This window comes from Methylobacillus methanolivorans, from assembly GCF_044751345.1.
Classification (GTDB): Bacteria; Pseudomonadota; Gammaproteobacteria; order Burkholderiales; family Methylophilaceae; genus Methylobacillus; species Methylobacillus methanolivorans.
Genome location: NZ_JBIWXY010000003.1, coordinates 198,031 through 210,510, shown reverse-complemented (window position 1 = coordinate 210,510; position 12,480 = coordinate 198,031). Strand labels below are relative to the sequence as shown.

The window sequence follows — 12,480 nt, the reverse complement described above, 5'->3', positions numbered from 1 at the left end:
CAACTTCGCTTCACATCACCTCGTTCAGCGAGCCGCGCATTTTACAGACCTTTTCGATCCAGTCAAGCAGTTTTTTTAACTTTCCAAAACCTACTTAACAGCGCTTACTACTAAAATCTTTTGGTTGCGGGGACAGGATTCGAACCTGTGACCTTCGGGTTATGAGCCCGACGAGCTGCCAGACTGCTCCACCCCGCGACCGATGTCGTTGCAACTCACTTCGTTAGATGTGTGCTGCGTCGAGAGGTGAAACTATAGCAAAACTGAAACTTTCATGTCAACGCATTTTTCAATCAATCTATATGATATCTAGCTTATTGGTAGCGCTATTCACTTGCAATCAAGTGCTTAGCATTCACAATCACAGCAGTTTATTTTCGCTACTGATCACAACAGAACGAACATAAGCAAGATCAGCCTCTGTATCCACCCCACTAGCTGGTGCCTTTTGTGTAATTTCCACGCTAATTTTGTATCCATGCCAAAGGACTCGTAACTGCTCTAACGATTCAAAGTGTTCAATCGCTGAAGGAGTCAGGGCCGCATAAGCACGCAAGAAGCCAGCACGGTAAGCATAGATACCTATATGTCTATATATAGGCATATCCGCAGGAATATCTTGGTTAGCGGCAAATGCATCCCGAGGATAAGGAATAGGCGCACGGCTAAAATAGAGTGCGTGCCCTTGGTGATCAAGCACCACTTTGACAATATTAGGATTGAGGATAGAGGCGGTATCATGGACAGCATGACATGCTGTTGCCATCGATGCCTCGACATGAATAGCAAGGTTACTGGCAACTTCGCGGATTAAGGCAGGATCTATAAGTGGTTCGTCCCCCTGCACATTAACTATGATCGTGTCATCACCCCATCCTTGCTGCTGCACAACTTCGGCAATACGATCTGTACCCGATACATGATCAGCACGAGTCATGATCACGTCATAACCATAACTTGCTACCGCATTGCGGATAAGCTCATGATCCGTGGCAACGACTACTTCAGTCGCCCCACTGGCAAGAGATTGCTCAATCACCCGAACGACCATAGGTTTGCCAGCGATATCGAGCAATGGCTTGCCGGGCAAACGACTGCTGGCATAGCGGGCAGGGATCACGACCTTAAAAGACATTACTCAACCTCTTCTTCGGCAGGCAGCTTGCGAGCCTCATCTTCCAACATCACAGGAATGCCATCCTGAATAGGGTAGCCCAATCGACAGGGCTTACAAATTAGTTCCTGCTCCGGCTTTTTATAATGTAACGGCCCTTTGCAAATCGGGCACACCAGGATTTCCAGTAATTTTGCATCCATTGATCAAGCTTCCTTTTCTATAAGTCGCGTCAGTCGCGCTAGTATTTTTTCTGCGAGCGCTCGATCTATCTCGGCTGTGATCGGCATAAACCACCAGTTGTCCCGAGCAAAGGCCGTGCACTTGACCGCATCTTTCTCTGTCATGAGGACGATGTCATCCTTGGCAAATTTGAAATCATCTGCGCTGTAAGCATGATGATCTGGAAAAGGGTGAGCCTCAACGACAAGACCCAATTGTTCTAATTGACTAAAAAACCGATGAGGATTGCCAATGCCAGCGACAGCGTGCACGCGCTTACCGATTAGCTCACTCAACTCCATCCGCTCTTCTGGAGCGCACAAGTTGCGTAGATGGTCGGGTACAAGGTGCATGAGATAACCACCCGCTGCTGGCGCTCCGCTATTGAATACGACAGCATCTACCTCTTCAAGGCGTGCGCTGGTTTCTCTGAGAGGCCCGGCAGGCAGTAGCTGTCCGTTACCGAATATGCGCTCGCCATCAATAATGACGATTTCCATGTCGCGCTCTAATGCATAATGCTGCAAGCCATCATCGCTAATAATGAGATTGCACTCCGGATAGTCACGCAGTAAGTGACGAGCTGCTCGCGTCCGCTTACGCCCTACATATAAAGGCAAGCCAGTACGCTGAACCAATAAGACTGGCTCATCCCCAACCTGCTGCGGCAGACTATCCTTTGTTACTTGGTGGGTATGAATCACGTTGCCGCCGTAGCCACGGCTAATAATGCCGGGGTACCAGCCATTTTGACGCAACTGCTGCACCAGCCAAATAACGAATGGTGTTTTGCCAGTACCGCCGACATTGATGTTGCCAACGATAATAACGGGCACTGGCAGCTTCAACGATTTAAACAAGCGCAACCGATAGGCCAACCGGCGCAGCACAGTCAGGATATAGAAAAGCCATGCGAATGGCCTAAGCACGATTTGCCAAGGAGTATGTTCGTACCATTGGCGCTCCAGCCAGCGGCTGAATGACTGGCTCATCGTCAGCAACTCCCAGTAAAACGACTATTAATGAAACTGTTTCTGGTAAAGCTTGGCGTAATGCCCACCCAATGCCAACAACTCGTCATGACTCCCCCCTTCGATAATCTGCCCCTGCTCCATCACCATAATCCGGTCTGCGTTTTCTATGGTAGACAGCCTGTGAGCAATCACAATCGAGGTCCGGTTCTGCATTAATTCATCCAGCGCAGCTTGCACATGACGCTCAGACTCGGTATCCAATGCTGAAGTAGCTTCGTCTAACAGAAGAATAGGGGCGTTCTTGAGAATGGCGCGTGCAATTGCCAAGCGTTGACGCTGCCCACCTGAAAGTCGAACCCCTCGATCACCGATTTCGCTCTGTAAGCCATTAGGCAATTGCTGGATAAAATCCCAGGCATGCGCAGCTTGAGCTGCAGCAATCACTTCTGCCTCTGTCGCATTACGCAACATGCCGTACGCAATATTATTAAATACCGTGTCATTGAACAGGACGACATCCTGACTCACCAGGGAAAATTGCTGGCGCAGGTTTTTCAGGCCAAGTTGACGAATATCTACCCCATCAATCAGCACGCGCCCTTGCTGGGCCTCATAAAACCTTGGCAATAAATTGACTAACGTCGTCTTGCCACCGCCAGAACGCCCCACCAACGCCACCTTTTCACCAGGCTTGACGGTAAAATTTAAATCGATCAAGGCTGGGCGTTTTGCCGCGGGATATTGCAAAGAAACATGCTCAAACACAATCTCGCCTTTGGCTCGCCCGATTTCCTGGCCACCTTCATCCACCTCAGGAATGCTATCGATCAACTCAAACACGCTATGCGCAGCAGCCAAGCCTACTTGCAACTCCTCATTCAGGCTGGTCAATGTTTTCACAGGGCCGATCAACATCAGCAATGCCCCAATGAAAGCAGCAAACTCACCCGCACTAAACTTACCCACCGCATAAAACACCACCAAGGCCAAGGCAAGACCAGCCAGCAACTCAACCACCATACTGTTCATGCCAGAGAATCGTGCCAGGCGAATCTGCATATGACGATTCTTGCCTGCCACTTTGGCAAAGCGTTGGTATTCGTAATCACCGCCACCGAATATTTTCACCATACGCTGCCCTGAAACCGCTTCTTCAACCGCTTGCGTCATTTCGCCCATGGTTTGTTGCACGGCCTTGCCGGAGCTACGCAAGCGCGGCGTCATGCTCTTGAGATACCAAGCCATGGCGGGCGCTACTACTGCAAAAATCAGGGTAAGCTGCCAATCTAAGTACAGCATATATCCCACCATGCCAACAATCGTCAGCGTATCCCGCACAGCACTCATCGCCACCTTGGTCGCCGCACCAGCCATCTGCTCAGTGTCATACGTGAGCTTGGAAGTCACCACGCCCGCAGAAATCGCATCAAAGAAACTCACCGGCAAGCTCATCAGGCGGCGAAAAGTATCCTGGCGCAAATTCTCCACCACCCGCCGCGCAACCCAGCGCATGGCAAAATTAGAAATGAAGCCAGCCAGCGCACGAATAGCGAGCAGGCCGAACAGCATAAATGGCAGCAGATGAAGCTTGTTAGAGTCTTGGTTAACAAACCCTTCATCCGTCACCAACTTGATGGTCGCGAGGAATCCGGTATTGGTAGCAGAGAAAGTGACCAGCGCAATAACGCTGAACAGGAATACAAGCCAGTAGCGGGCTGCGTATTTGAGAAGGCGCAGGTAAAGAACCCGCGCACTTTGCACGGAGGCGTCAGCCTTCCCAAGTGCATCTTTAGACATGATGAATACTTTTTAAAATTCAAGAACCAGAACGTGCTTGTGTGGCGAAGGTAATCTGGCTATACCCGGCTTGGCGCGATGCCTCCATGACATTCACCACCGATTGGTGACTGCTCTTGGCATCAGCACTGATGATAATCGTGGGATCTTTGCCATCACCAACCGCCTTTTTCAAGGCATCCGCAATCCCTGCCACAGAACCATCTGCCACATCCTTGCTATTGACAACGTAGTGACCAGACTCATCAACACCGACATTGATCACCAATGGCTTATCCTGTGGGCTTTCCGCCTCTGCAGTTGGCAGGTTGATCTGCAACTCTGTCACGCGTGAGAAAGTTGCACTCACCACCAGGAAAATGATGATCACCAATAGCACATCGATCAAAGGCACGAGATTCATCTCGAGATCTTCGTGCTTTCTACCTCGTTGGAAATTCATTCCTTGCGCTCACCATGGATAAGTTCAACCAGCTTGACTGCTTCTTGCTCCATCTCGACGATGAAACCATCAATCTTGCCACGGAAATAACGATAAGAAATCATGGCAGGCACTGCGACGACAATACCACCGGCGGTATTGTACAGAGCCACCGAGATACCACGTGCAAACTGGGCAACATCGTGACCAGTCGCGGTGAACGCACCAAACAGCTCCACCATCCCGATCACGGTACCAAGCAAGCCCAACAGGGGAGCGACTGTGGCAATCGTACCCAAGGTATTGAGATATTTCTCCAGCCTGTGGGCTACAGCACGACCAGATTCCTCCACGGCTTCCTTCATGACCTCACGTGGCGCTCCCAGGTTTTTCAGCGCACTGGCGAAAACTGTACCTAGCATGGAGTGCTTTTCCAACCTGGATAACGCCTCTTGCGTTACACCAGCGCGACCTTGACCCAGCCAATTCTGCACTTCGGGCAGCAGGGACTTTGGCACAATCTGCTGTTCACGCAAGGCGATGAGACGTTCGATGATAATGGCTACTGCGACGATTGAAGCAAAGATCAGCGGCCAGATTGGCCATCCTGCCGCTTTAATGATTTCCCACACAAAAGTGCCCCTAAGATGTTCTGTAAAGTGGCGTTACTTTATCGTGCGTTGCCAGTTTCAGCAAGGGAAGCTGATGTAAATCCAGCGGGCTGGTTGTACCAATAGCGCTGCGACTTTTCTCGCCAGCGTGTCACGCTGATCCCTTGATGCTGCCGAAAATCAAACAGCACCGCCCCATCATAGTCGGAACGATACAGACTAGCCCCCGCATTGGCATATCTGCCCACCACCTCATTCCGTGGGTGATGAAAGCGATTGCGATAGCCAACAGTAAAAATTGCCGCTTGCGGACTGACCGCCTCAATAAATGCTGACGTTGAGGATGTGCGACTGCCATGATGTGGCACGACCAACACATCTGCAGATAGTGCAGGAGCCACGCTATCAAGTAAGTCAGCTTCGACAGAACGCTCAATATCACCAGGCAATAGCAATGTCCCCGCTGCACTACGCACATAGAGCACACAACTACGATTATTGGTTTTAACCCCAGCAGGCAGACGAGCTGCATCAGCAGGATACAACATGGCAAACTCTACCCCATCCCAACGCCACTTCTGCCCGGCCTGACATGGAGCATGTGGCAATTTTTCCAGCTCAGGCTTGTTAGCTGGTAATGAGCTTAGCACCCAACCAACCGGCAATGCCGTCAATACGGAGGCCAAGCCACCAGTGTGGTCCAAATCGTCATGACTCACGACCATGCCATTGAGGCGGCGAACACCAATTCCATTCAGGTAAGGCACGATCACCCGGTTACCACTATCGCTTTCACTGGAAAAAACTGGCCCCGTGTCATACAACAATACATGCTTCTGCGTAGCCACGACCACCGCCAAGCCCTGCCCCACATCCAGCACAGACACTCGCATATCGCCATAAGCCGGTGCAGGAGGCGCATTAAACAACAATGGCAACAAACCCACTAACCCAAGCCATCGCAACGGCACGCCCTTAGGCAACAATAAACAAGCCACCCCAGCCATCGCCAGCAACATTACTGGGACGGATGGAATATGTTGCTGCCATATTGCCGAAGGCACATCGCTTAACCACGCCAGTAACTGCATGGCCAGCTGCATGACCCAATGCGCCAGTAACAACAATACATCTAACGGCAAGAAGCTGCCGAGCAACGTCAATGGCACAATCACCAGGCTCACCAGCGGAATGGCAAACGCATTCGCAATGGGAGAAATCAATGACACTTGCCCGAACAACATCAGCAAGACAGGAATCAAGCCTATCGTCACAGCCCACTGCGTCATGACAGCATCCCGCAGCCAGTGCGGCTTATGCAAGCGACCACTCATTGCATAAGCCATGACTGCAACAGCCCCGAACGACAACCAGAACCCTGCTGCCAACACCGCCCATGGATCAATCAACACGACAACCAACAAGGCCAGTAGCAAAACTCGACCTATCTCCACGCGGCGACCCGACCAGAACGCGAATGCCATGACCGCTAGCATATATAAAGTACGCTGTGTTGGAATGGAAAACCCGGCCATCAGCGAATAGGCAATTGCTGTCACTACGCCGGCGACCAAGCCGACCTTACGTGCCGGCCAATAAAGCGACCCTTGTGGAATACGGCGCCAGAGGCTAACGACCAATGTATAGATCAATCCGGCGAGCATGGTGATATGCACACCGGAAATACTGACAAGATGCACAATTCCGGTACGCCGAAAAACCTGCCAATCCTGTTGGCTGATCGCATCGTCTTCACCAATTGCCAGAGCTTTCAACACACCTGCATAAGGCTTGTCCTTCAGTAGCTCGGCGATACGCTGACTCACTGACTCTCGCGCCACTTCCACCCAGTAGCCGGGCCTATTAACTTGTGCATCCAGCCGAGTGGCAGCAGGTGCTTGCCTGACATAACCGCTGGCGCGAATGTTGCGCTCCAGCATCCACAACTCAAAATCGTAGCCGTACGGGTTAGATGTGCTGTGTGGCCGCTTCAAGCGTACCGTCAATTGCCAGCGCTCCCCGGCATGGAATCGTGGCTGGTTGATAGGTTTTACCGTAGCAACATGGCTGCTACCCCTGGGAAATCCGCCGGCATACTGAATTAATGAAATGCGGCTAGGCACCACTGCGCCTGCCGTCTTGACTTGTTCGACATCGAAATCAAACCGTTCACCTCGCTCATGGGCAACCGGCAAGCTTGCCACCACTCCGACGATAGCAATATCCCTACCCTCCCAGGCAGCAGGCAGCTCGTCTGCCATTCGACCATGCGCTATCCATGCGGCCCAGAAGAAGCCGAATGCCATCCCCAGCAACGCCAATACCGTATGACGCATTACTGCCTGAGAGCGCAAGCACCAGAAAAGAATAAAGAGAGGAAGCAATGCCCACCCCAAGGACAGGGTGGGCAGATTAGGTAGCTGCTGCAATACCCAGGCACCGGCTACAAATGTCAGTGCAAACGTGGGCATCTACAATCACCCGCTCAGATGGCGTTCAACCTGCCATCTTGCAGACGATATTGCCGCTGCATGCGAGCAGCCAGCTCAAGATCGTGCGTCACGACCACCAGGCTGACGCCCTGATCGCGGTTCAACTCCAGCAAAAGGTCAAATACGCCTTGGGCCGTATGACGATCAAGATTACCTGTGGGCTCGTCGGCCAATACACAGCGAGGGTTGGTCACTAGCGCGCGTGCTACCGCTGCACGCTGGCGCTCGCCGCCTGAAAGCTCACCCGGCATGTGTTCCAACCTATGACCCAACCCGACCTTGACCAGCACTTCCTGCGCGCGCGCCAATGCCTCATCGCGTGACAAGCGCCTTATCATCAAGGGCAGTGCCACATTTTCTAGCGCGGTAAATTCCGGCAGCAGATGATGAAATTGATAGACAAAACCCAACGCCTGGTTGCGCAACGCCCCACGCTGCGCTTCATTAAGGGCAGCCAAAGGCTTGCCCATGACATTGACACTCCCGGCACTCGGCTCATCCAACCCGCCAAGCAAGTGCAGCAATGTGCTCTTGCCCGAACCTGAAGTCCCGACAATCGCAATCTGTTCACCAGCATCGACTTGCAGGCTGATGCCGTTGAGCACGGCCACATCCAGGCCAGTGTAGGTTTTCTGCAAGTCTACGCACTGCAGGATAGTCGGATTACTCATAGCGCAAAGCCTCCGCCGGATTGATCCTGGCAGCACGCCAGCTAGGGTACAACGTCGCCAGCAGGCTCAGTACGAAAGACAAGACGACAATCACCGTCACATCCGACCACATTAACTTGGAAGGCAAATCACTGATGTAATAGACATCCTTAGCAAGGAATTGCACACCAAACATACGCTCGATAAACGGCACAATCGCCTCAATGTTAAGGGCGATCAATACGCCAAAGAATGCGCCCACCACTGTACCAATTACTCCTATCAAAGCCCCTTGCACAATGAATATCTGCATGATGCTGCGCGGGCTGGCACCAAAGGTACGCATGATGGCGATGTCCGCGCGCTTATCCGTCACGGCCATCACCAAGGTAGAGACGATATTGAATGCAGCCACTGCGACGATCAGGGCCAAGATAATGAACATCACGCGCTTTTCCATCTGGATAGCACGAAAGAAATTGGCATGCTGCTGGGTCCAATCACTAATATAGTAGTTGCCCACCCCCATCAGACGCTGCCCCAGCTGCTGTGCCACCGCAGGCGCATTGAACAAGTCATCCAGCTTGAGACGTACCCCGGAGACAGTCTCCCCCATGCGATATAACTTGGCGGCATCATCAAGATGAATGAGTGCAAGGCCGGAGTCATATTCGAACATGCCGATCTCAAACAAGCCCACCACTTTAAATTGCTTGATGCGCGGCACTACGCCAGTCGGCGTGAACTGGCCTTGCGGTGCCATCAACACCACCTTGTCACCCAATACTACACCTAGAGATTGAGCTAACTCAGAGCCAAGAACCACGCCAAACTCGCCGGGCTTGAGATTACTTAACTGCCCTGCCCGCATATGACTACCCAGCTCGGCCACTTTATCCTCAGCATCAGGCAACACGCCACGGATAATCGCCCCTTGCACCGCCTGACCAAAAGATAACATCCCCTGCGCCATGACATAAGGTGCAGCAGCCTGTACATGTGGTGCCCCTTCCACCCGCTGCTCCAAGGTGCGCCAATCCTCCAGCACGTTATTCGGCCCAGTGATCTGCAAGTGTGAAGCCACTCCCAGAATGCGGTTACGCAACTCCTCCTGAAAGCCATTCATCACAGAAAGCACCACGACCAAGGCGGTAACCCCCAAGCCAATGCCAACCATGCTAGTGAGGGAAATAAAGGAAATGAAATGATTGCGCCTTTTGGCCCGCGTGTAACGCAAGCCGACAAAAAGCTCGAACGGAATTTGTTTAAAAAATGTCATGCCGCATTCTAGCGTGAAAGGAACACAAGTACAGCATGGGCATCATCACGAAACCAATAAAAAAGCCCTTCCAACTAGAAGGGCTCTTGTTACCGCCAAACGCTGTTTAGAAGCGGATGGTGTTGGCGCGGCGACGGCGTGCAACCAAGGCCATCACGCCCATGCCCAGCAGCAGCATACCGTAGGTAGCTGGCTCAGGCACGGCTGCGATTTGAGTAAACACGACCAAATCTTGGTATTTGCCATTCTTGAGGTATTGCAGGCTGTAATCACCAGTAGCCAGTACGCTATCGTCGTTGATACCAGACAACCATGTCTGAGCAAGAGTAACCGCTGCGAGTGACTCTGGATTATCTATAGTTGTATATTTCCAACTACCAACGAAAGGCAAGAACCTTGATGGCACCCACTCTTTAGTGGTATCTGTCGTATTGTCTGCTTGGAAGCTACCCTTATCCAGATTAAGTCCTGTCTTGGACTCAGTGACAATTTCCCAAACAGCAACTTGGAAAGCTGCTGAAGTGACTGCATCATCAACAAAAGAATAATATTTATTCGCCAAAGAAGTCAGGCTATTTTCTACGCTAGAGGAAAAAGTACCTTCAGTGTAAGAAGCCCACTTGCCCAAAGGCGCTAACCCTTGTGATATTTCAACGCAGAATGCAGCAAACGCATCTCCGTTTTCCCAAGTACCTTTGTAGGCACCAGCCTCAACAGTTGTCCATTTCTTACCGCTATTAGAACTAATCTTGACATCAACTACATCAGAATATTCAAATCCGGTGATCTTTGCTTTGATGCTATTGTCGTCATGACCTGCCAATGCAACTTGAGCAGTCATTGCAGCGCCTACAAATAAAGCACTAACTACTGTCCCCTTGAAATTCAACATCACAAGCCTCTTTTCGAATTGTTACTGCGTCGCAACTGACTACAGTATTTTTAAAATGAATACGGACTTAAAATTTGTCCCGCTTGATACTGGAACGCAGTATATGAGTGATTTCACTTTTTGCATTTAGTACGTCTGGACTAATTAGTCCCATCGGACTAATCCGAAAATGGTCAAATTAACTCACTAATTTCATTGCCACTTTACAAATGTGACACGCTCAAAGAAAGCGTTTAGCTCCCAAACAAAATTCCGCCAAAGACCGCATCACGTCTGCTAGAATCCACCTTATGTTTACCGGCATTATTCAGGCCCAAGGCCATATCAAGACCATCACCCCTCATGGCGATGACGCAAGACTTGTGATCGATACAGGCAACCTCGACCTGCAAGATGTTGCCATTGGCGACAGCATTGCCGTCAATGGCGTATGCCTTACAGCGATTACGCTGGGCACTCGCACATTTGAGGCCGATGTTTCCAAGGAAACACTGTCATGCACCGTGGGGCTAGACACTCTGCGCGAGGTTAACCTCGAAAAGGCCTTGCGGCTTTCTGACCGACTGGGTGGCCACTTGGTCAGCGGCCATGTCGACGGCGTCGGTCAGGTGATCCGCTTTGAACCAGTTGGCGAGAGCATGTTGTTGATTGTGCGTGCACCGCACCAGCTATCCCGCTACATTGCGGTGAAAGGCTCGATCACGATTGACGGTGTCAGCCTGACAGTCAACCATGTGGATGGTGATGATTTCAATGTTAATCTCATCCCCCACACCGTCGAAGTCACCACATTGAAAGGCCTCGGCGTAGGCAGCCGCGTTAATCTGGAAGTCGACTTGATCGCACGCTATGTAGATCGCATGACGCAGTGGAACGACATTCCCGCATAAGCAGCCAGTATTCACTTAAACATCTTTAACCCATCATGATTAGCCCAACTACAGACATCATTGAAGACATGCGCCAAGGGCGCATGGTGATCCTCGTTGACGAGGAAGACCGCGAAAACGAAGGCGACATCGTGCTCGCTGCCCAGTTCACGACTGCCGAACATATCAACTTCATGGCAAAGCATGGGCGCGGATTAATCTGCCTGACCTTGACTGAAGATAGATGCAAGCAGCTTAACTTGCCTGCCATGGTGCAAAAAAATGGCAGCGGCATGGGTACCAACTTTACGGTGTCTATCGAAGCAGCCACCGGCGTGACGACAGGCATCTCCGCCAGTGACCGGGCCCGTACCATACAAGCAGCCGTCGCCCCGAATGCCAAACCAAGCGACATTGTCAGCCCTGGGCATATCTTTCCAGTAGCAGCACAAAATGGCGGCGTACTAGTACGTGCTGGGCACACCGAGGCAGGGTGCGATCTGTCAGCACTAGCGGGCTTGACACCTGCCTCTGTCATTTGCGAGATTCTCAAGGAAGACGGCAGCATGGCCAGGCTGCCGGATCTGATTGAATTTGCCAAGCAGCATAACCTCAAGATCGGCACCATCGCTGACCTGATCCAATATCGCAATGAAAATGAATGCCTCGTCAAACGTGCTGCAGAACGTAACGTGGAAACCCCTTACGGCCCAATGCGCCTTATTGCCTATGCCGACATGATTGCCAAGGAAACCCATCTGGCTCTGGTGAAAGGCGATATCACCCCGGATAAAGAAGTCCTGGTACGCGTGCATGAGCCACTTTCCGTCTTCGACCTCATCGACGAAAGTAGTCGCTCACATTCCTGGAACACCTTGCAAGCCATGCGTAAAATCCAGGAAGCCGATGCGGGCGTTGTTGTGCTGCTGCACAATAGTGAAGATGCAGAAGACCTGGTCGAACGCATCAAGTTTGCAGATGAACCGGTGCGCCTGCGCCAGGATTTGCGTAACTACGGCATAGGCTCACAAATCTTGCTGGACTTGGGTGTCAGAAAAATGAAATTACTCGCCGCACCACGCAAGATGCCCAGCATTGTCGGTTTTGGCCTGGAAATCACCGGTTACGTCGAAACACCCTAACCAGCGACAAGCCATGT

12 protein-coding genes and 1 tRNA gene are annotated in these 12,480 nt (G+C 51.5%); 2 read left to right on the top strand and 11 right to left on the bottom strand.

The annotated features are described in order from the left end of the window. Positions 1 to 121: 121 nt before the first annotated feature. From ACIKP9_RS13355 to ACIKP9_RS13305, 11 genes are all read right to left on the bottom strand, one after another. Positions 122 to 198: transfer RNA gene (locus ACIKP9_RS13355), tRNA-Met, on the bottom strand. A gap of 163 nt (positions 199 to 361) precedes the next feature. Next, a complete protein-coding gene (gene kdsB / locus ACIKP9_RS13350) occupies positions 362 to 1,135 on the bottom strand; it encodes a 3-deoxy-manno-octulosonate cytidylyltransferase (protein WP_230348779.1) in 774 nt (257 codons plus the stop codon). After that, on the bottom strand, positions 1,135 to 1,317 hold the full coding sequence (locus ACIKP9_RS13345; RefSeq protein WP_230348780.1) for a Trm112 family protein: 183 nt from the start codon (positions 1,315 to 1,317) through the stop codon (positions 1,135 to 1,137). Before ACIKP9_RS13345 ends, kdsB begins: the two co-directional genes overlap by 1 nt. Before the next feature lie 3 nt (positions 1,318 to 1,320). Beyond that, positions 1,321 to 2,328 carry a tetraacyldisaccharide 4'-kinase gene (gene lpxK, locus ACIKP9_RS13340; protein WP_400883867.1) on the bottom strand — a complete coding sequence of 336 codons (1,008 nt, stop codon included), beginning with the start codon at positions 2,326 to 2,328 and terminating at the stop codon, positions 1,321 to 1,323. Between the two features lie 27 nt (positions 2,329 to 2,355). Then, positions 2,356 to 4,107 carry a lipid A export permease/ATP-binding protein MsbA gene (msbA, locus tag ACIKP9_RS13335; RefSeq protein WP_400883864.1) on the bottom strand — a complete coding sequence of 584 codons (1,752 nt, stop codon included), beginning with the start codon at positions 4,105 to 4,107 and terminating at the stop codon, positions 2,356 to 2,358. A 19-nt stretch (positions 4,108 to 4,126) separates the two neighbouring features. Continuing rightward, the gene (locus ACIKP9_RS13330; RefSeq protein WP_230348783.1) at positions 4,127 to 4,549 is read right to left on the bottom strand and encodes an ExbD/TolR family protein; all 423 of its coding nucleotides are present in this window, start codon (positions 4,547 to 4,549) and stop codon (positions 4,127 to 4,129) included. Next, positions 4,546 to 5,160: a MotA/TolQ/ExbB proton channel family protein gene (locus ACIKP9_RS13325; RefSeq protein ID WP_400883860.1), complete on the bottom strand. Its 615-nt coding sequence runs from the start codon at positions 5,158 to 5,160 to the stop codon at positions 4,546 to 4,548. Before ACIKP9_RS13325 ends, ACIKP9_RS13330 begins: the two co-directional genes overlap by 4 nt. Before the next feature lie 38 nt (positions 5,161 to 5,198). Continuing rightward, the gene (locus tag ACIKP9_RS13320; RefSeq protein ID WP_400883858.1) at positions 5,199 to 7,610 is read right to left on the bottom strand and encodes a DNA internalization-related competence protein ComEC/Rec2; all 2,412 of its coding nucleotides are present in this window, start codon (positions 7,608 to 7,610) and stop codon (positions 5,199 to 5,201) included. 14 nt (positions 7,611 to 7,624) lie between these two features. Further along, a complete protein-coding gene (lolD, locus tag ACIKP9_RS13315; RefSeq protein WP_400883855.1) occupies positions 7,625 to 8,302 on the bottom strand; it encodes a lipoprotein-releasing ABC transporter ATP-binding protein LolD in 678 nt (225 codons plus the stop codon). Further along, the gene (locus ACIKP9_RS13310) at positions 8,295 to 9,560 is read right to left on the bottom strand and encodes a lipoprotein-releasing ABC transporter permease subunit (RefSeq protein ID WP_400883853.1); all 1,266 of its coding nucleotides are present in this window, start codon (positions 9,558 to 9,560) and stop codon (positions 8,295 to 8,297) included. The genes lolD and ACIKP9_RS13310 overlap by 8 nt, the downstream gene beginning before the upstream one ends. Positions 9,561 to 9,666: 106 nt before the next feature. Next, a complete protein-coding gene (locus ACIKP9_RS13305; protein WP_400883850.1) occupies positions 9,667 to 10,452 on the bottom strand; it encodes a PEP-CTERM sorting domain-containing protein in 786 nt (261 codons plus the stop codon). Between the two features lie 290 nt (positions 10,453 to 10,742). Between ACIKP9_RS13305 and ACIKP9_RS13300 the strand changes: the two genes are divergently transcribed. Together ACIKP9_RS13300 and ribBA are read left to right on the top strand one after the other, a co-directional pair. Then, entirely contained in the window at positions 10,743 to 11,342 is a 600-nt protein-coding gene (locus tag ACIKP9_RS13300) for a riboflavin synthase (RefSeq protein ID WP_400883847.1), read from the top strand. 35 nt (positions 11,343 to 11,377) lie between these two features. Next, on the top strand, positions 11,378 to 12,463 hold the full coding sequence (gene ribBA, locus ACIKP9_RS13295; protein ID WP_400883845.1) for a bifunctional 3,4-dihydroxy-2-butanone-4-phosphate synthase/GTP cyclohydrolase II: 1,086 nt from the start codon (positions 11,378 to 11,380) through the stop codon (positions 12,461 to 12,463). Positions 12,464 to 12,480 lie beyond the last annotated feature (17 nt).

What these genes read in the sequence shown, in the direction of transcription:
- ACIKP9_RS13330 (WP_230348783.1), bottom strand. Translation starts at nt 4,549, where the DNA reads ATGAATTTCCAACGAGGTAGAAAGCACGAAGATCTCGAGATGAATCTC.
- ribBA (WP_400883845.1), top strand. Translation starts at nt 11,378, where the DNA reads ATGATTAGCCCAACTACAGACATCATTGAAGACATGCGCCAAGGGCGC.
- ACIKP9_RS13320 (WP_400883858.1), bottom strand. Translation starts at nt 7,610, where the DNA reads ATGCCCACGTTTGCACTGACATTTGTAGCCGGTGCCTGGGTATTGCAG.
- msbA (WP_400883864.1), bottom strand. Translation starts at nt 4,107, where the DNA reads ATGTCTAAAGATGCACTTGGGAAGGCTGACGCCTCCGTGCAAAGTGCG.
- ACIKP9_RS13345 (WP_230348780.1), bottom strand. Translation starts at nt 1,317, where the DNA reads ATGGATGCAAAATTACTGGAAATCCTGGTGTGCCCGATTTGCAAAGGG.
- lolD (WP_400883855.1), bottom strand. Translation starts at nt 8,302, where the DNA reads ATGAGTAATCCGACTATCCTGCAGTGCGTAGACTTGCAGAAAACCTAC.
- ACIKP9_RS13310 (WP_400883853.1), bottom strand. Translation starts at nt 9,560, where the DNA reads ATGACATTTTTTAAACAAATTCCGTTCGAGCTTTTTGTCGGCTTGCGT.
- ACIKP9_RS13300 (WP_400883847.1), top strand. Translation starts at nt 10,743, where the DNA reads ATGTTTACCGGCATTATTCAGGCCCAAGGCCATATCAAGACCATCACC.
- lpxK (WP_400883867.1), bottom strand. Translation starts at nt 2,328, where the DNA reads ATGAGCCAGTCATTCAGCCGCTGGCTGGAGCGCCAATGGTACGAACAT.
- ACIKP9_RS13305 (WP_400883850.1), bottom strand. Translation starts at nt 10,452, where the DNA reads ATGTTGAATTTCAAGGGGACAGTAGTTAGTGCTTTATTTGTAGGCGCT.
- kdsB (WP_230348779.1), bottom strand. Translation starts at nt 1,135, where the DNA reads ATGTCTTTTAAGGTCGTGATCCCTGCCCGCTATGCCAGCAGTCGTTTG.